The 18,496-nt window shown below is 50.9% G+C and carries 13 protein-coding genes; 8 read left to right on the plus strand and 5 right to left on the minus strand.

The genetic code is table 11. The features are described from left to right. Nucleotides 1–30: 30 nt before the first annotated feature. Nucleotides 31–1,983 carry a sensor histidine kinase gene (locus tag ACYVH9_RS18655; RefSeq protein WP_460637895.1) on the plus strand — a complete coding sequence of 651 codons (1,953 nt, stop codon included), beginning with the start codon at nt 31–33 and terminating at the stop codon, nt 1,981–1,983. 6 nt (nt 1,984–1,989) lie between these two features. Here ACYVH9_RS18655 and ACYVH9_RS18660 read toward each other — a convergent pair whose 3' ends face one another. Together ACYVH9_RS18660 and ACYVH9_RS18665 are read right to left on the minus strand one after the other, a co-directional pair. Beyond that, on the minus strand, nt 1,990–3,345 hold the full coding sequence (locus ACYVH9_RS18660) for an NAD-dependent succinate-semialdehyde dehydrogenase (protein ID WP_460637896.1): 1,356 nt from the start codon (nt 3,343–3,345) through the stop codon (nt 1,990–1,992). 80 nt (nt 3,346–3,425) lie between these two features. Then, on the minus strand, nt 3,426–3,947 hold the full coding sequence (locus tag ACYVH9_RS18665) for a MarR family winged helix-turn-helix transcriptional regulator (RefSeq protein ID WP_460637897.1): 522 nt from the start codon (nt 3,945–3,947) through the stop codon (nt 3,426–3,428). Between the two features lie 219 nt (nt 3,948–4,166). Between ACYVH9_RS18665 and ACYVH9_RS18670 the strand changes: the two genes are divergently transcribed. The 5 genes from ACYVH9_RS18670 (at nt 4,167) to ACYVH9_RS18690 (ending at nt 10,701) form a co-directional block, all read left to right on the plus strand. Then, a complete protein-coding gene (locus ACYVH9_RS18670) occupies nt 4,167–5,252 on the plus strand; it encodes an HlyD family secretion protein (protein WP_460637898.1) in 1,086 nt (361 codons plus the stop codon). Between the two features lie 2 nt (nt 5,253–5,254). After that, complete coding sequence (locus ACYVH9_RS18675; RefSeq protein WP_460637899.1) at nt 5,255–6,832, plus strand: DHA2 family efflux MFS transporter permease subunit; 1,578 nt, start codon at nt 5,255–5,257, stop codon at nt 6,830–6,832. A 63-nt stretch (nt 6,833–6,895) separates the two neighbouring features. Next, complete coding sequence (locus ACYVH9_RS18680) at nt 6,896–8,194, plus strand: TolC family protein (protein ID WP_460637900.1); 1,299 nt, start codon at nt 6,896–6,898, stop codon at nt 8,192–8,194. Nucleotides 8,195–8,328: 134 nt separating this feature from the next. Beyond that, entirely contained in the window at nt 8,329–8,568 is a 240-nt protein-coding gene (gene acpP, locus ACYVH9_RS18685; RefSeq protein ID WP_460637901.1) for an acyl carrier protein, read from the plus strand. 306 nt (nt 8,569–8,874) lie between these two features. After that, nucleotides 8,875–10,701, plus strand: a complete 1,827-nt coding sequence (locus tag ACYVH9_RS18690) for a tetratricopeptide repeat-containing sensor histidine kinase (RefSeq protein ID WP_460637902.1) — start codon at nt 8,875–8,877, stop codon at nt 10,699–10,701. 10 nt (nt 10,702–10,711) lie between these two features. Here the strand turns inward: ACYVH9_RS18690 and ACYVH9_RS18695 are convergent, their stop codons facing one another. Next, nucleotides 10,712–11,428: a 2-phosphosulfolactate phosphatase gene (locus ACYVH9_RS18695; protein WP_460637903.1), complete on the minus strand. Its 717-nt coding sequence runs from the start codon at nt 11,426–11,428 to the stop codon at nt 10,712–10,714. A gap of 149 nt (nt 11,429–11,577) precedes the next feature. Continuing rightward, nucleotides 11,578–12,672, minus strand: coding sequence for a glycine cleavage system aminomethyltransferase GcvT (gene gcvT / locus ACYVH9_RS18700; RefSeq protein ID WP_460637904.1), 1,095 nt, complete (start codon nt 12,670–12,672; stop codon nt 11,578–11,580). Nucleotides 12,673–12,776: 104 nt separating this feature from the next. Between gcvT and ACYVH9_RS18705 the strand changes: the two genes are divergently transcribed. Together ACYVH9_RS18705 and ACYVH9_RS18710 are read left to right on the plus strand one after the other, a co-directional pair. Next, a complete protein-coding gene (locus ACYVH9_RS18705; protein WP_460637905.1) occupies nt 12,777–13,691 on the plus strand; it encodes a carboxypeptidase-like regulatory domain-containing protein in 915 nt (304 codons plus the stop codon). Nucleotides 13,692–14,015: 324 nt separating this feature from the next. Next, on the plus strand, nt 14,016–14,438 hold the full coding sequence (locus ACYVH9_RS18710) for an EamA family transporter (RefSeq protein WP_460637906.1): 423 nt from the start codon (nt 14,016–14,018) through the stop codon (nt 14,436–14,438). Nucleotides 14,439–14,474: 36 nt separating this feature from the next. Here the strand turns inward: ACYVH9_RS18710 and ACYVH9_RS18715 are convergent, their stop codons facing one another. Next, nucleotides 14,475–18,485 carry a S8 family serine peptidase gene (locus tag ACYVH9_RS18715; protein WP_460637907.1) on the minus strand — a complete coding sequence of 1,337 codons (4,011 nt, stop codon included), beginning with the start codon at nt 18,483–18,485 and terminating at the stop codon, nt 14,475–14,477. Nucleotides 18,486–18,496: the final 11 nt, after the last annotated feature.

Below are 18,496 nucleotides of genomic sequence, written 5' to 3' on the forward strand. Positions count from 1 at the left end.
CGCTATATTTGGTGCTAAACCACCGGCGGTATGGCTCTTCTTTACCGGTTTATTGCTTTGCTAGGTCTCCTATTCCCGGTAGTTTCCCGGGCAGAGCAACCGGTTATCACCATGCCGTCCGGCAATGATGCCCTGGTTCTTGATCACGGTTTGTGGTATATTCAGGATACGACCCACCGGCTCACCATTGATGAGGTTCTGAAACCAACGATAGCGGCCCAATTCCAGCCCAGTTTCTCGCCCGTTCCAAATTTCGGGTACACCAGCGGCAACCAGCACGCTTATCCCGTCTGGCTACGCTTCCGGCTTCGGAACCCGTCAGAAGTGGTGCAAGCCCTGTTTTGCCAAATTGATTTCTGGGCGTTTGACGAGCTACAACTCTTTATTACCGACGGTGAACAGGTCCTTGAGGTATCGCCCGTTTATGGCTGGAAAACACCCGTCGCACAGAAGACGGTTTACCACCGAAATTTCTGGTTCCCGTTCAGCCTACCGGCCCAAAAAGAGGTTGTCTGCTATATTAAGGCGTTCAAAAGCCGGGGTGTTCAGGTCCTTCCAATTTGCATTCGTCCGCAACATACCCTTGCTACGTTCATTCTGAAAGATTATGCTTTCTGGGGCGGTATTTTTGCCATTTTTGCTTTTGTTATTGTCATTAGCTTTTTCTTTTACCTGACCACGCTCGATCGGATTTATGGCAAATACATCCTGTGCGTAGTAAGCCTGGCGGGCTACTTTTTTATCAACGACGGTTTTTTGTATCAATTCTTTTTCGGGAGTCAGTTTTGGATGCCCAACCGGAATATTTACTTTGTATTTCCGCTACTGCTCTTTTTCTTTCAACTACTGTTTGTCCGCTCGTTTTTATCCCTCCAAAACACCCCCAGCCGCCTGTGGCACCGGATTGCAACCGTGGCTTTGGCGGGCGGCCTTTTCTGTCTGATTTCCCTGCTGGCCGAATGGGTGCTTTACGTTCCGCCCGCAGTTGAACTGGTATTGATGCGGTTATTCATCATTTTTTACTGGCTACCCATGCCCTTGATCTGGGCTTTCATTGTGGTCAACTTGATTCGGCGCTATCGCGTTCAGGAAGCCTGGTTGTATCTGGTGGCAGTCACCCCGTTTTATACACTCAACTTTCTCGTTATTCTCTGCAATTTCAGGCTTTTACCGACTTATACCTTTCTGGAAAGCTACGAAAATTATGCGTTGGCGGCTTTGTTTGAAGTTATGGTGCTGACGTTTGGTTTGGCGTATCGCTACAAACTCATCCGCGACCATAACGAGCAACTCAGCGACGAACGCACTCAACAGCAACGACTGGCTTACGAAGCCCACGTTCAGGCATTGCAGCTCAAAAATGATTCGTTACAGGAAAAGGAACGGATCGCCCGCGACCTTCACGATAACGTTGGAGCGCAACTGTCGTTTATTGTCACCAGCCTGCAACAAATCGGCCGCCAGACCGAGAAACAACCCATTCCAAATACCTTTCAATTGACCTTGCAGCTCCGTTCCATCGTCGATTATACCCGCGAAGCCATCAAAATGCTTCGGGATACGATCTGGGCTATCCATCAGGAAAGCTTTACGCTGGAAGAGTTTGAGGAACGGATCAACCATTACGTTAGCCGGTATTTCCAGCAGATGGAAGCTCCTCAGGTCCTGATTCAAACGGAGGGCCATCTGACCCAACCGTTGACCTCCGTGCAGGCGCTGAATATGTTCCGGATTATGCAGGAAGCCCTGCACAACGTAGTCAAACACGCGCAGGCTACGAAAGTAACGGTTTTGCTTCGGGCCAAAGATGACGGTTCGTTCCGGTTGAGTGTTAGTGACAATGGCAACGGTTTTGTCTGGAATGACGGCGAGTCGTTTGATAACCATTACGGTTTACAGAATATGAAGAAACGGGCCGAAGAACTCGGCGGACAGTTCCGGATTTACGCTGACCACGGAACGGTTGTTGAAGTAGCCGTCTGACGGACGCTACTCCATCCAGACGGTTTTAACGTTCAGAAATTCCTTCATACCGACTTCCGCAAGCTCGCGCCCAAAACCGGATAGTTTGACACCCCCAAACGGTACCCGCGGGTCAGAACGCATCAGGGAATTGACAAACACCGAACCCGCCTGAATCTGGCGCGCCAGCCGGTCGGCCCGGTCGAGATCCCGCGTCCAGAGCGCAGCCCCCAAACCGTACTGGGATTGATTCGCCAGCTTCACGGCGTCCTGTTCATCTTTTGCTTCAATGATAACCGCCAGCGGGCCAAAGGTTTCTTCATCGAACGCCGTTATGCCTGGTTTCACTTTATCCAGCAAAATCGGGGGAACGTTGCAACCGTCGCGTTTCCCACTTTGCAGAACCCGGGCACCCTCACGAACGCTTTGGGCGCACTGCTGCTCAATGGCTTCGGCCAGATCAAGCCGCGCAACCGGCCCCATCGTAGTTTTTTCATCCGTCGGATCTCCTTGCTGGATCTCCCGAATGTGCTGCAACACCCGATCTGTAAACTCCTTTTTGACCGACTTTTCGACAATAAACCGTTTAGCCGCGATGCAACTCTGCCCCGCATTCTGCATACGGGACTGAACAGCCACCTCAGCTGCTTTTTCCAGATTTGCATCCGCCAGCACCACCAGCGCATCGCTTCCACCCAGTTCGAGCACCGATTTTTTGATCTGACTTCCGGCAATGGCAGCAACCGACGCACCGGCTTTTTCACTTCCCGTTAGCGTAACGGCTTTAACACGCGGGTCTTTCAATACGGTTTCAACGGTTTTGGATTCGATCAGCAGCGATTGAAAAACGCCAGTTGGCAAGTTGCTGGCCCGAAAAATTTCTTCAATAGCCAGCGAGCACCCACTAACATTGGCGGCATGTTTCAATAGCCCCACATTACCAGCCAGCAGCGACGGGATGGCAAAGCGAAATACCTGCCAGAACGGAAAATTCCACGGCATTACGGCCAGCACCGCGCCTAGCGGCTGGTAAGCAACAAAACTCTTCTTGGCCTCCGTCGAAACCTTCAGATCAGCCAGAAATGCCGGAGCGTTTTCGAGGTAATAATCGCAGCCGGTAGCACACTTTTCTACTTCGGCGCTGGCTTCCTTCAGCGTTTTACCCATTTCGGCCGTCATCAACTCCGCATAATGCTTTTTTTCGGCCCGTAAATGATTGGCTACATTTTGAATATACGTGCTTCGCTCCTCCAGCGATATCGCCGACCAATCCTGAAAAGCGCGGTCGGCTTGTTGCAACTTTTTAGCAAGTGCGTGCTGGCTTAGAGCAGGATACGACTGGACTTTCTTCTGCGTATAGGGATTAATGGATGTGAATTTCATACGGTTCCGGTTTATTTACTACTAACAAAAAAACGCCCCAGCCGATTAAGCAGTCTGGAGCGTTTTTAACAAAAGGCCGTTTACACGCAGGTTGAGCCGGGGAACGGAAGGTAATCGGTTTCTTTGTCAAGCTCCTGCACCAGCAAGGTCATTGTATCAATCATTGCCTCAACCCGCTCGTGGCCCGCAATGGCATCAAACTTTTCGCGTACTTCCTGCATACAAACCAAAAGCGCCACCAGAAGCTGTTTGCCGCGTTCATTCAGGAAAATGCGGCTGGAACGAGAATCTTGTTCATTTTTAACGGTATAAATATAACCGTCGTCTTCCAGCAGTTTGACCACCTTGCTCATCGCCTGCTTGGTGACCCCCGCCCGGCGGGCCAGTTCGTTGTTCGTAATACCGCCTTCTTCCAGATTAGCCAGAAAAGCTAAGTAACTCGCTTTGAAATCCGGGAAGCCCAATTCGGGTAACCGCTGCTCAATGTACCGCCCTACGTACCGCTTTACTTTGGACAGAATTCGGCCCAGGGCTCGATCCCGTATTTTATAGAAAGACTGAAAGCTGAACGCTTCTTCAGTTAGTAATTCATTGGTATTCATAACAATTGGTGTTGTTCTTTACCAGCTCAACAAGTTATAATTTTTTCACAAATTAATAATAATGCCTTGTTCAAACCGAAACGACTGTGCTTTGGCAGCTTATTAAAATTCTGTTAAAGTGAACGAACATTTAGTAAACCAGGTTGACGATTTGAGTTTCAAAATATAATTTTGCACAAAAATAGTCAACTTAGTTTACTAAAAAAACGCTTTAAGAAAATGGCCTCTGAACAGCCCACACCCGTAAAAAAATACCTTCCGCGTCTGCTCATCCTGGTTGTGGTGGGTGCGGCTGCTTTTTACGGTTTTCAGTCATATCGTTACAACCAGCATTACGAAACGACCGACAACGCGCAGATTGAAGGAAATACCGCACCGGTTTTGGCGCGGGTTGCTGGCTACGTGCAACAAGTTGGCATTGAGGACTATGCCACTGTCAAACGCGGAGAAAGCCTGATTAGCATTGACCCGCAGGAATATGAAGTAGCGTTGCAACAGGCGGAAGCGGATTATCAACAAACACTGGCCGATGTCCAAACGGCCAAAGCAGATTTGCAGAATGCACAGGCTAATTTGACCAACGTTCGGCAGAACCTGAAAGTAGCCCAATCAAACGCTGATGTACAGGCATCACGGGTTTCAAAAGCAAATAACGACCTTAAACGCGATGAAAATCTTTACAAAGGCCAGTCACTAACCCAGAAACAGCTGGACGATTCGCGGAATAACTCCGAAGTGCAGGCGCGTCAGTATGACGCAAACGTGCAACAGATCGGTTTAGCCAGAACTTCGGAAAACGTAGCTAAAGCTGCCATTGCTAAAGCCCAGGCTAACATTCAGAAAGCGGAAGCCCTGCTGAAAGTGAAACAGGCCGCAATCGACAATGCAAAGCTCCGGCTGGGATACGCTAAGATCACCGCCCCGATTACGGGCAAAATCGGGAAGAAAAACGTGGTTGTTGGCCAATACGTGCAGCCCGGCCAGACGCTATTCACCATCGTGAACGATTCAACATTCTGGGTGGTGGCCAACTTCAAGGAAACGCAGTTGGAGCACATGCGCGTGGGGCAGCCGGTGGACGTAAAAATCGATGCCTACCCCGATCTTGAAGTCAAAGGGAAAGTGGTATCGCTTTCGGAAGCAACCGGCGCCAAATTTGCCCTCCTGCCACCAGACAACGCATCAGGCAACTTCGTTAAAGTCACGCAGCGCGTTCCGGTTAAGATTGAAATCGACAATCCGGCAAAATACAAAGGGCTGTTGCGGGCCGGTTTGAGCACAGACATCGCCGTTAAAGTACAGTAAATATGGCAGCACCAACGGGATTCAGACGGTGGATTGTCGTCATCACGACGGTATCAGCGGCCATTCTGGAACTGATCGACACCTCGATCGTTAACGTCGGCCTGACGCAAATGGCGGGTAATCTGGGCGTGACGATCGAAGATATTTCGTGGGTCGTTACGGCGTATGCCATTGCCAACGTGATCATCATTCCGATGACTGGTTTTCTGCAAAATTATTTTGGCCGGAAAAACTATTACATCGGTTCCATCATCCTCTTTACCATCGCGTCTTATTTGTGCGGCATTGCCGACGATTTGTGGACGCTGACGGCTTTCCGGTTTTTGCAGGGTATCGGTGGGGGCGCTTTGCTCTCCACTTCGCAAGGAATCATGTACGATGCGTTTCCCCAAAGTCAGCGGCCGATTGCTTCTGCGGTTTTCGGGATGGGCATTGTCATGGGACCAACGCTCGGCCCGACGCTGGGTGGTTATATCATCGATAATTACCACTGGAGCTGGATGTTTTTCATCAACATTCCCATCGGTATTCTGGCGATTTTTCTGTGTTCAGCCTTCATTGAAAAACAGCCTTACGAGTTCAATATCGACCGTAGTAAGATTAAAATCGACCAGATTGGCATTCTGCTGCTGGCAGTCGGCATCGGCAGCTTGCAGTATGTGCTGGAACGGGGCGAAGCCGACGACTGGTTCGACGACCACACCATTCTGTACTTGACAATCGCAGCCGCCATTTCCATACCACTTTTCCTGTGGTGGGAATTGAAAACCGACAGCCCGGTTATGGATTTGCGGGTGGTGAGAAATCAGAACCTGGCCATTGGGTCCATTCTGGTATTTATCATCGGCTACGGTCTGTTCACCTCCATTCTGTTATTCCCGCTGTTTGCCCAGCGAATTGTAGGGTATACAGCTACCAAAACCGGCAATATCCTGATTCCGGGCGGAGCGATTTCCCTGTTGATGTTTCCTATTGTCGGGCGGTCGCTGGCCAAGGGGGTTTCACCGCGACTTTTCGCGGTTCTCGGCTATCTGTCATTCATTCTGTTCTGTTTCATGATGTCGAACCTGAACGCCGAAGCGGGCGAAAGCGATTTTACGTGGGCGCTGCTGGTGCGCGGAGCAGGCATGGCCATGATCAACGCACCGCTGATCAACCAGTCCATCTCGACGTTGAAACCGCAGGAATTACCGACCGGAATTGCCTTCACAAACATGGTTCGGCAACTGGGTGGAGCCTTCGGAGTTGCCATCACAAATACGTACATCGCCCAGCGTACTGCCGTTCATCGCAGTGATCTGGTATCGAATCTGCAAGCGGGTGATCCGCTAACCAGCGACCGGCTAAATACCCTGGCGCAGGGATTGGCAGCCCGGGGTATCAACGCCATCGACGCCGTTACGGGCGCTTACCGCAACCTGGATGCCATCATTACCAAACAGGCGCTGATGATTTCGTACCTGGATACGTTCCGGCTGGCGGGTCTTTTTTTCGTGGTGACATTACCCTTGCTGTTTTTCATGAAAAACAAGAAAATGGATCCGGCAGCAGCCAAAGCCGCAGCGGATGCAGCCCATTAATCCCCGAAAAACCGTTCCGATCTCCGGATATAGTTGATCCACAACTTCTTCAAAAAACACACAATGAAACCGTTCTTATTCATCAGTATTGTTCTGACCACCACGGTTGCCAGGGCGCAATCCATCCCCGACGACCTGCGAGGATTGATCAACCAGGCCAATACCAATTTCCCTCGGTTGAAAGAGCAGCAACAGCAGCTTCGGGCGGGCGAAGTGCAGGTAGATATTGCCCGGTCGGCTTACCAGCCGAATATTACGGGTAATGGCACCTACCAGTACGTCACCCCCGTTGCCAAAGCCACCTTGCCCGTCAATGGCAACGAAACCACTATTCAGTTTCAGCCCAACCACAATATCAACGCCAATATTGGCCTAGGACAGACGCTGTACGACTTCGGGCGAACCGACGCCAGCATTCGGCAAGCCGCCGACAACGTTCAGATCCTGAAACGAGCTCTTGAGCTGACACAGCAGAACCTAGGCTATCAGGTTGCAGCGGCTTATTACGGTATCGGTTTTTTGCAGAAAAGCCTCATTGTACAGGATTCGGTGATTAGCGTGGCGCAGCGGAATATTCAAATTTTTGCCAACCGGCTGCAAAATGGAGAAGCTTTGCAGTATGATTTGCTGACGCAACAGGTGCGCCTGAAAACCGCCCAAAATCGAAAAATTGACCTGCAAAACAATCTGGAGCGACAACGGGCGTTATTGACGTACCTGACCGGTAATCCAAACCCGGCCATCAGCCCGGCTGCCGCTCAATTTGGAGCAACAGGACAGCCATTCACACTGGAAGGTAGCCTGCAAACGGCTCAATCCACTAACAAAGAAATACAACTAGCACAGGACCGGGTTCGGGCGGCTCAGACCGATATACTGGCTTCCAGCCGGAGCGGTCGGCCCAATCTAAGTTTTAGTGGTTCGGCCGGATACCGCAACGGGTATTTACCGGACATTGGCACCCTGAAATTTAACATAGCCGCCGGCGTGAACCTAACCGTTCCGATTTATTCCGGCAAACGGTATAGCCTGCAAAACCAGGCGGCCCGTCTGAATCTGGATGCCAGCCGGTATGCCGTGGAAAATGCCAACGCGCAGTTGCAGCAGAATCTGGAGCAGTTGAATGCCGATATTCGGAGCAATCAACTGCGCTTGCAAAACCTCGAAACGCAGGTCCTCCAGGCCCGGAAAGCGCTGGAAATCGCTCAGGTTCGGCTCCAGTCCGGTGTCATTACGCCCGTTGAATTGCAAAGCGCCGAAACCGGAGTCGAAGAAGCGGAACTGGCCCGATTGAATTACCAATATCAGCTAGTTCTGAACCAATTGGAGTACAAACGACTCGTGGGCGAGAATTTGTTGTAAATGGTAACGAAAAGTTCATAAACGGGCAAACTAAAAAAGAAAACCGGCGGTTCTCTAAGCACAGCCACTTTACACAGATCACACAAGCAGACGTCACACCTGCACCATTTAGCAACCTGAAAACAGCTACGACTATGAAAGACCGCGTAACCAACATCCTCAAAAACTTTGGCGTCAAAGAATCAGCCATTCACCCGGACGTTCACTTTACGCGCGATCTGGGTCTGGATAGCCTGGATACGGTTGACTTGATTATGCAACTGGAACAGGAATTTGGGGTTCGGATTCCGGATGAAGACTACTCTAAATTGACGACTTTTCAGGGAGTTGTCGATTACCTGCAAACCGAACAGCATGTTGCGTATCAGGATTAAATCGCAAAAATGATCATGACCGAGCCGGAATGAATTCATTCCGGCTTTTTTTGGCTTTTGACTTTGCTTATTTTAGCAGCCCCATCAGCAAACAGGTTTAGTGAATCCTAAAACCTATCCCGGCCTTCCTCTGAAGAAATTATTTTACACTACTTCTGTCCCGCTCTCCTTAGCCTTCAAAAAAGATAATTTATTTCTTACAAACTACGTGAAATGCTAGCTTCAAAGACAGTAAAGTTCACTGTTCATTTTTTACTGTTTCTATCCTTCCTGATTTGCCATTCGGCCCAAGCCCAGCTATCCGAAATGAGATCATTGCAAGCGCAGCTCCCAAAAATAACAGATAGTACCGTTTACCTGGATAAGCTAAATCTGATCGGTTTTATGATGCACATGAAAAGTGCCGACAGCTGTTTGTCATACGGTATTAAGGCCAAGTCGATGGCCGATCGGCACAATTATCCGAAAGGCAAAGCAGATGCGATTTGTAACATTGCAACGGCCCTTTTTTTGAAAGGAGCTTACAGCCAGGCACTGGATTTATACGCAAAAGCCATGCGGGAGTACGAAAGCATTCCCAACAGTATTGGCACCGTCAATATGCTCATGAATTCGGCGGTTGTTTATGACGTTTTGGGCGACTCTTCCAATTCGTTAAAATTTTCCCAACTCGCCTTAAACAAGGCAGCCGCACTTCCGCCGGATTCGACCCGGAGCATGTTGTACGCCAATTACGAGTTACTCCGACCGCAACTCAATCCAGACTCGGCGGATTATTACCTGAACAAAGCCGAGCAAATTGCCCGCCGTTTCAAGTATGATCGCGCCCTGCTTTTTGTGAAACAACTCAAAAGTGATAAGCTCCTGAAAGCCGGTAGAACCCAGGACGCCTTACAGCTCATCCAGCAATCGCTACAAATTGCCCAACGCCATCACTGGGAATATCATGAGATTGTCGGCCTGAGTTATTACGGAGCGTACTTTCTTAAATTGAAGAAAATTGACAGCGCCATCGCGTGCTACGACAGAAGTTATGCCTTAGCCGCAAAGAACGGTTTTATTACCTTCAAAATCGAAGTTTTAAAATCGCTGCTGGACTGCTACCGACTCACTAAAGATGAAAAAGAACTTGCTCGTACCAATAACCGGCTGGTACAGGCGCTGGAAGAAGAAAAAAATAACAACAAGAATTTTATTGGCGATTATATTACTTATTACAATACCCAGCAGGAAATTAATCTCATCGAAAAGGAGTCTACGGATAAACAGCGAATTATCTGGCTCCTTATTGGATTTTCTGTTCTATCAATTGGTACAATTGCGGTTATGTATTCCGGTTACAAAAAGCTACGCGAACACGCGCGCTTACAATTGGAACTCAACAAAAAAATTACGGAGCAAAATGCATTGTTGACGCAGTCTGACGAATTCAAAGCCAAACTCGTTTCCATGCTGGCTCATGACTTCCGGTCACCACTTAACTCCACGTTGAACATGGTGACTTTTATGAAAGAGGATTTCCACCTTACAAAAGAAGAAATGGATCTGCTTCATAATTCACTGCAAACAGAGGTGGAAACGATATTAAGGACTTTCGACAATATTTTGCAGTGGGTAAAAAAACAATACGCCGGTTACAGCGCTACAGCCGAGACATTGATGGCTAATTCGTTGATTGAAGAAGCGGCTTTGATTCACCATTCGCTCATGCAGTCCAAAAAAGTAACGCTTTTCAACCGGATTGATACGAATTTGTCCATAACGACTGATAAAGAGGTCATTCAGTTTGTCAACCGAAACCTGATTCACAACGCTATCAAGTTTTCGCCAGAAGGTGGTTCCATTACCATCGACGCTAGGTATGATAATGGAGAATTTACTGTCTCGGTGCGGGACGAAGGAACCGGCATGACCAAGCGACAACTTGATCAACTTTTCTCATTTGCAACTACCAAGTATAGCCAGGTCGATCAAAGCGCTGGAGTGGCCCTGACCATTTGCAAAGAGTTTATTACCAAATTGAACGGACGAATCTGGGCCGAAAGCGTTTCTGGCAGCGGAACCACTTTCTTTTATGTCTTACCTCAACCTGTCTCATCCACCGTGAACACGATGGCTCAGGTTGACCAGTAAAACAAAACCGTCATACTTCCATGCTCACCAGCGCACTGCCGCGCAATACCGGAATCACGTCGTAGAGATCGTGCTGAAGGCAGTAAATAATGTCTTTGTGAATACTCAGCCGATGCAGCCGCCGGACGTGCGATGAATTGGCCAGAAAGCCCGCCAAATCATTTTTACCCTGTACGTACATCCGCCAGGCCATCAGGCCACTGTCTTCCGGAACCATGTACTCATCTTTGAGCCGTTCAATGAGGGCGCCGGCAAACAACGTATCCTCCAGATTGACGCGCCCCTTCCAACCCGCACACAGCACCATAACGTCATAACGCTCTCCCCGTAAATACCGCACAATGGCGTCCAGATTCAGGAAAGAGCCCACCAGCACCTTTACCGCCTTCCGCGATCGGGTAATGGCGTACGTACCGTTGGTGGTTGTCATAGCAATGTTGGCACCAATGAGCCGCTCGTCCATGTAACTGAAGGGCGAATTATCCAGATCGAACCCGTCGACCATTTTAGCATTCCGCTCCGCTGCAGCCAGGTACCCCCGATTCTGCAACTGGCTGCACTCCTCAACGGTAGCCACGGGAATGATACTATTGACACCGTATGCAAAAGCCGTTACCATGCAGGAGGTAGCCCGGAATACATCGGCAACAACAACAATGGAATTTTCGAGCGAATCAGTATGAAGGTGGAGTAAATCGGGAGTCAGGCAGACGTCAATGGTTTTCATAGTTGGAAACAGAACGCAGGATCCACACGCGGCATCAGGCGTTAGAGGTAGCTGATTAGTAAAAGTTCCAGTAGTGGCCTTGTGGTTTTCAGTGGTTCACGCAGCGCATCGTTGCGCGAACCGGCTACCAAATACCGAAACGTAGTTTCTTATTTTTTCACAAACGGTACTTTCACAACCTGCGCTTTCAGCAGCCGGTCGCGCACTTTAACAAAAATTTCGGAACCCGGTTTGCTGTAGTCGGTCGGAACGTAGCCCATGCCAATGCCTTTGCCCAGTGTGGGCGACTGCGTGCCGGAAGTGACTTCACCAATGCGGTTGCCGTCGGCGTCGCACAGTTCGTAATGGCTGCGCGGAATTCCCCGGTCGATGAGTTCAAAGCCTACTAATTTGCGCTTCAACCCCTCATTTTTCTGAGCTTGCAGGCTTTCGGAATTAACAAACGGTTTGGTAAACTTGGTCACCCAACCCAGGCCGGCTTCCAGCGGAGAAACCGTATCATCAACATCATTGCCGTACAAGCAAAAGCCCATTTCCAACCGCAATGTATCACGCGCTCCTAGCCCAATGGGTTTGATTCCGTACGGTTCTCCGGCTTTCATAATTGCATTCCAGACGGCTTCGGCCTGTTCGTTGGCCACGTAAATCTCAAAACCACCCGCGCCCGTGTAACCCGTGGCAGAAACAATAACATTCGGAAAACCGGCAAAATCCGTTTTTTCAAAGGTGTAGTACGACATCGAATCCAGTTTGGCATTTGTCAGCGGTTGCAGCGCCTGAGCCGCCAGCGGTCCCTGAACAGCAAACAGACAGGTTCCATCCGAGATATTGACCATTTCCACACCGTCACCAAAATCATTCTGGCTTTCGATCCAATTCCAGTCTTTTTCGATATTCGACGCATTGACCACCAGCATGAATTCGATGGGGCTGATCTGGTAAATCAATAGGTCATCAACCACACCACCCTGATTATTAGGAAGGTAGCTATATTGAACTTTACCATCAAACAGGAGTGAAGCATCATTGGCCGATACTTTCTGAATCAGATCAATGGCTTTTTCACCCTTCAACACGAATTCTCCCATGTGCGATACATCGAAGATCCCGACAGCATTGCGGACCGTCTGGTGTTCTTCAATATCGGACGAATACCGTACGGGCATCAAAAATCCGGCAAACGGCACCATTTTTGCCCCTAGTTTTTCATGAATCGTTTCGAGGGGAACGTGTTTTAATTCCATGCAGCTGATGAATTGAAAATACAATCGGATTTTGGTTCAACGCAGCGAATCTAGCGTCCTTGCCTACCCGGATTACAAAACTACCGAATTGTTAACGGTTTTCCATGTATACGAACTTTTGCCGCCGGTTTCCGGCTCTATTTGTCTTTGTATTTTATCCCCTGTTCGTGTTTGCTCAAACGACCGTCAGAGGCCGGGTCGTTATCGAGGCTACTCATCAACCAGTGTCCTACGCTTTAATCAGTGAGCCACAGCACCGTTTCGGTACGTATGCCGACGCACAGGGGAGCTTTACAGCTCGAATTCCCGAAAAAATTGATACACTGCTTATTAGCTGCGTAGGTTTTGAAAACTTACTGCTCCCCCTAAACGGTTTTTCCCAATCTGATACGGCCGTTTTTCGCCTTCGTCCTAAATCAAATGTGCTGGCCGAAATTGTAGTGCGAGGCCGCAAACCTCGCCTGGCAACTGTGGGAGCTACCCGCAAACGAGCCCCCATAGTGTGGGGCAATTGCTCCGGACGGAACATTGAGTTTGCCTTGCACGTCCGGAATCCAAAAGGCATCCGGGGGTACCTGCAACGGGTTTCGTACCTGATTGCTCGCGGAGGTGTGGCCACGGCACCCTTCCGGGTGCGGGTGTATGCCAATGAAGGCGGTGAACCAGGCGAAGATCTGTTGCCTCAGAGTCTTGTCGTGGCCGCCCGGCGGGGTAACACCTGGTGTGAAGTTGATTTGTCGCGTTACCAGATTTCGTTTCCGAAGGAAGGCCTGTTTATCGCGATGGAATGGCTACCGACGGACGAGGACCGCTACAAGTTTGCGACTTCATTCAAAATGCCGGATGGACAAAAGAACGTACGCGAATGCTTCGGACAATACCTGGCATTTAACCGTGAATTACGACCTGCTCTTTACTGGGAACGGATCAATGGCGGCACCTGGCGACGCAATGCCCCTCTTTCACGGGTCGGCCAGAGCGAGCACCCGGTCATTCAGGCTAAGATTGCCCTGGAATGAGCCGGGCCAAGTAACCAAAGAATGCGTTTGAATAGCCCTTGCTAGTTGGGATTGCAACCCCTGACCGGTGTTTCAATCTTTCGCCGGTTTGCCGCCCGGCAGACGGCTTTTGAGCCAGGCAATCTGACCGCGGTGATTGGAATTCGTGCTCGCAGACGTGAAACCACTTCTAATAGGTGTTGATGGCTGTTTTTGATTCCATTCGCTTTTCTTTGAAACGACCGTTTGGTCAAAAGTCAGTACCCATTCAAAACCTGTTAATCAGATTCTAAATCATTTTGACCTTTTCGGCTATTACCCCCATTGAACCTTTTTACTGAGACGATGTGGATTCTCTTTTCGCTGCTGGCGGCTCTGGCCTCCGCCCTGGTTGTAACGCTCTCCAAAGCAGGCATCAAAGATGTCGACTCCAGTCTGGCCTTCGCCATTCAATCCATTTGCATTTTAATTGTGTCGTGGGGTGTTGTTATTAGTCAGGGAAGTTTGGCCGATGTCAGCCGCATTGAACGCCGTGTCTGGATTTATCTGATCTCGGCGGGCATCATTACCTGTATATCGTCGCTGTTTTCGTTTCGAGCCCTGAAACTAGGGGATGCCGCCCGAGCTTCGCCATTGGACAAAATCTCGCTGGTGTTTACCATCATTCTGGCGGTTGTGTTTCTGAAAGAAAAAATAAACTGGCAAGTGGTTGCCGGAGCTGTTCTGATGGCGGCCGGAGCTATTTTGATCGCTTTGGCTCGGGAATGAACCCGGGTTAAACTCGCTATTACTACTTCTGCTCCTTTACGGTTTTAGCACCTTGCTTCGTTGAATCGTTTGCCCCTGCTCATCCTGAATCAGGACAAAAAACAAACCAGCCGCTACAGTTGACACATCCAATACGCCCGCATAATCGGTCGCGGTTTGAGCCAAAACCGTTGACCGTACTACCCGCCCCCGGGCATCGACCAGCAAACCGGAGTACGTGTGACGTTTGCCCGACTCGGGAACGAAAATGATTGAAACCAGGCGTGAAGCCGGATTGGGCGAAACCAGTAATCGGGCCGCCGAAACAACCGGTGGATTTACCGAGGTAACGACATCCAGTTGGATTTCCTGCGAAACCAGCTCAGCGCAGCCGTTTACATTAGCCCTCACCGAATACCTTCCGGACTGGCGGGCGTTATAGGTTTGTTGGGTAGCGCCCGAAATCGGCACACCGTTCAGGAGCCACTGGTTTCCCGACGCGGCATTGGATCGTAACGTATACCCATCGCGGGAAATGATGGGTGCCTGCGGCTCTTTAACGGTAACTACCACAGCTGCCGATGTAACCGGCGGGCACTCCCCGGCCACCCGAACGCTATAAGAGCCCGCAGCCGAAACTGCCAGCGTCGACGAGCTTGCTCCCGAAACCGTTTGCCCATCCCGAAACCACTGGTATGTATAATCGGCCACATCGCCCGCCCGCAACACCACTTCGCTGCCCCGGCAAATATCCGTTGCCCCATCCGGCGTAATCGTAGCCACCACAGCCGAGCCCGGCCTGGCAGTGACCGCTACGCGCTGGGCGGCTGGACAACCTATCGCTTTTACCCGCAAATTATAGAGATAATAATAGGCATTGGTTAGGGTGTCACTATTGAAAACCGACCCTCGTAAGCTAATGACGCCTGGAAGCTGGAACGGAAAACCCGCGACGCCGATGTTACTCCGAAAAATGGTTGCTCCGTCTTCATACTCAATCGCAATTTTATAATTACCAGCTTCAGGAATTGACAAATTGAGCAAATACTCTGCTCCGGGGTCTGCCGGATCGTCGGATTGCTGCCCCGCGGGTGGCGTACCAACCGGCGTATCCGGGTTACGGGTGGGCGTTACATCGAGGATAACACTGGAAACCGGGGTGCCATTTAGCCGCTGAACCGTGAAAATAATCCGTCCCGGACTTCCGATATACAGCCGGGCGCTTTCCAGCACAAGCGGAACCTGGGTCGAAATGAGGGGTTGGGGTCCAAAATTACCTGAATACGTTCCCCCACCAAAACGTTGTTTATCAGCCGGCCCGACGCTTCCCGCAAACTGGTTCAAAGCAGCATAATACGTTCCATTAGTCACTTGCCGCAGTGCCGTGGCCTGATTTCCGGCCCCAACCAGATTTCCGCCCGTGGGAGCATCGTACCAAAAAGCCGTTCCCACGCCAGTATTGCGCAATGAAATTCCATTCGTATCACAGGCCGACACCGAGAATTCGCCCTGCTCGGTGGCCGCGGCAGCCGTGGTCAAAATGCTTACCAGCTGGTCATTGGCCGTATTCTGGTCATCTGGTAAGCGGGTGCGCACCGTAAACCGATAAGCCGTTGCAGCTAAAATTGTTGCCGGGCCATGCAGCAGCAACTGGGCCTCCTTGGAGGGCCCCAAAACCGTCCGAAGTGTGTCCTGAAAACTAGCCACCGTGCTGCCGAAAGGGGCCAGCACCTGAACGATCACCGGAATGTTCCGTTGGTCTGTAGAACCGTAATTGCGAACCATGACAGCCACTTGCAGCTCATTTTGGTTGCAAAAACCGTTCTGGGGCGTTACCAGCGCGCTAATTCCAACATCGGTTTGAGGACGTACAAACCGAACGCCATAATCCTGCGTTTCACCGTTCGCATAATTCCCACAGGCCGACACCGCTCCCGCATCCGTGGTTTCGACCGTTACAATGCGCATCCGAGTCAACTGGCCCTCCGCCAAACCGCCCGGAACTGTTACATTCGCTGAAAAAGTAGCTGGCGTGGTCAGGGGAGTGGAAGTAGCAACCAGTTCGTTTTCATCGTCAAAATCGCCGTCTAAATTCCAGTCGATGAACGTTTTAGTGATCGTCGAACGGTTTTCACCACAACTTCCCATGGTAACTTCCAACGGAATCTGTTGTCCAATCGACACGTTCGAACTTATGCTGGTGAAGTCCGAATACGCCTGGCAACCGCTGTTTCCAACCTGATTGATTGTGCCAAATCGCACCCGGTCTACGTTCGCCGGCCCCGCAGCCGCAGCAGCTGACGCACAGTATGCCTTTCCTCCAACTCCGCTGGCAATCAGCGCGAAATCCTGCTTTCCGGTCTGAAGGGCATTTTTGTGCGAAACCGTCAATGTGTACGTTTTGCCGGGGATGGCGTTGGCAATCAGAATCTGCTCCACGTTGTCCCGGATGTTATCGCCCCGCGTGGCTGGATTTACCGGATTTTCAGGGTCTAGCACCCAGGGCAGAATAACCTGCGAACCGTCGGCCACCCGAATGTCCAGATCATTGACCAAGCGCGGACTGCGGTTGTTCAGGTTGGATGCTGCCGCCGTCAGCGCCGTAGCCTCCGGGTCCGTCCAGCAAATCGTGACTACCAGTGGCCCGCGGCCCGATGCCACCAGTTGAACGGTTTGCCGCTCGCCCTGACTCAGCGTTCGTTCTTCCAGCCAATGACTTTTATCCGTATTCCCGATGACGCGGGCCGCTCGCTCCATGTTCAATAAGCCCCAGCCAAACCGATAATCCGGCCCGGGCGCATCACCTGATTCATCAGCCGTATGCAGGACCAGACCTTTCAACGTCGACGAGCGCATTACCTGTCCTTCGTGCAACTGCGCAAAATATTCCTGCAACAAAAGAAGCGAAGCCGACACATTCGGAGCCGCCATTGATGTCCCGGAAAGCGTTGTATAAGCATTATCCCCGGCCGAACCGCTTGATAAAACACTGACCCCAACTCCGACTAAATCCGGTTTGATACGCCCATCGTCGGTAGGCCCCCAGGAACTGAAGCTTGCCAGCCGCACATCCGACGGTTGCGTATAGACCGGAGAAATGCTGCTGACGGCGCCAATCGACAGAATATTTTTGGCGTTGCCATCCGTTGAAATCTGGTCGTAACCGTTCTGATTGTTGCGGGGGGTTCTGCTTTGCGTGTTACTGCTGCCCAGCCAGTAAGCCACGCCGGCTCCGGGGCCATTTTGTCCGTGCGTGTTGCCCGCCGATTTAACGAGCAGGTAGTACGGTGCGGCCACGGCAATCCGGTCCCAGTTGCGGGAGCCGTTGTTATAAATGCCGAATTTATAATCTTCCGTGGCACTAATGGTCGTATCGCCCCACCATTCCCATTTGATATCACCCGCGCGGTCGGCGTTGAAAATCCAGCCGGCCTGGATGTTGTACGAGTGGTTGGAGACCAGCAAATTAGGAGCAGCAGCCGCCACTTCGGCATTATCGTTCGCGAAATCGTAGGCTTTCAGGTTGGCCGCATACGCCATTCCGCGGGTACGCTCGTTCAAACCCGTTCCAATCATGATGCCAGCGACGTGCGTAGGATGGTTTGAAATCGCCGTTACATTGTCCACTTGAGTCACGCGACCCGTCAGTTCAACGTGGCTCGTTCGCGGTTTACCGCCATCCCACACGCCCAGCTTGTCCCGCACCGACGGGCTACTTCCCGACAATGCCAGACCGAGCCCTCCCCCTTCGTAAAGGGCAGAAGTGCGCGTTGTATTTCCGGCCCGGGTTGCACTGTTCGTTGCGTTGAACAGTAGGTTTCCACGTTCGTCCACGTCGTGCAGGATCACCACGGTTCCGTCAGAACGGACTTCCCGTAAGGGGATAGCGCGTTTTTGGGCAATTTCGAGGGCTCGGCGGTAAGACGGACGACGGGTTTGTTGCAAATCCTGACTAAGCCGTTCGAGGGCCGTCCGTTGTTTTGGGGTGTACAACGGTTTTTGCGCCCGCGCACTGAACGCCAGCATCAGCCACAAGCAAACCCACAGGTATCGAAGAAGTAATGACATAAAAAATGCTA

It is taken from the genome of Larkinella harenae (genome assembly GCF_054780515.1).

What these genes read in the sequence shown, in the direction of transcription:
- ACYVH9_RS18655 (WP_460637895.1), top strand. Translation starts at nt 31, where the DNA reads ATGGCTCTTCTTTACCGGTTTATTGCTTTGCTAGGTCTCCTATTCCCG.
- ACYVH9_RS18660 (WP_460637896.1), bottom strand. Translation starts at nt 3,345, where the DNA reads ATGAAATTCACATCCATTAATCCCTATACGCAGAAGAAAGTCCAGTCG.
- ACYVH9_RS18665 (WP_460637897.1), bottom strand. Translation starts at nt 3,947, where the DNA reads ATGAATACCAATGAATTACTAACTGAAGAAGCGTTCAGCTTTCAGTCT.
- ACYVH9_RS18670 (WP_460637898.1), top strand. Translation starts at nt 4,167, where the DNA reads ATGGCCTCTGAACAGCCCACACCCGTAAAAAAATACCTTCCGCGTCTG.
- ACYVH9_RS18675 (WP_460637899.1), top strand. Translation starts at nt 5,255, where the DNA reads ATGGCAGCACCAACGGGATTCAGACGGTGGATTGTCGTCATCACGACG.
- ACYVH9_RS18680 (WP_460637900.1), top strand. Translation starts at nt 6,896, where the DNA reads ATGAAACCGTTCTTATTCATCAGTATTGTTCTGACCACCACGGTTGCC.
- acpP (WP_460637901.1), top strand. Translation starts at nt 8,329, where the DNA reads ATGAAAGACCGCGTAACCAACATCCTCAAAAACTTTGGCGTCAAAGAA.
- ACYVH9_RS18690 (WP_460637902.1), top strand. Translation starts at nt 8,875, where the DNA reads ATGAGATCATTGCAAGCGCAGCTCCCAAAAATAACAGATAGTACCGTT.
- ACYVH9_RS18695 (WP_460637903.1), bottom strand. Translation starts at nt 11,428, where the DNA reads ATGAAAACCATTGACGTCTGCCTGACTCCCGATTTACTCCACCTTCAT.
- gcvT (WP_460637904.1), bottom strand. Translation starts at nt 12,672, where the DNA reads ATGGAATTAAAACACGTTCCCCTCGAAACGATTCATGAAAAACTAGGG.
- ACYVH9_RS18705 (WP_460637905.1), top strand. Translation starts at nt 12,777, where the DNA reads ATGTATACGAACTTTTGCCGCCGGTTTCCGGCTCTATTTGTCTTTGTA.
- ACYVH9_RS18710 (WP_460637906.1), top strand. Translation starts at nt 14,016, where the DNA reads ATGTGGATTCTCTTTTCGCTGCTGGCGGCTCTGGCCTCCGCCCTGGTT.
- ACYVH9_RS18715 (WP_460637907.1), bottom strand. Translation starts at nt 18,485, where the DNA reads ATGTCATTACTTCTTCGATACCTGTGGGTTTGCTTGTGGCTGATGCTG.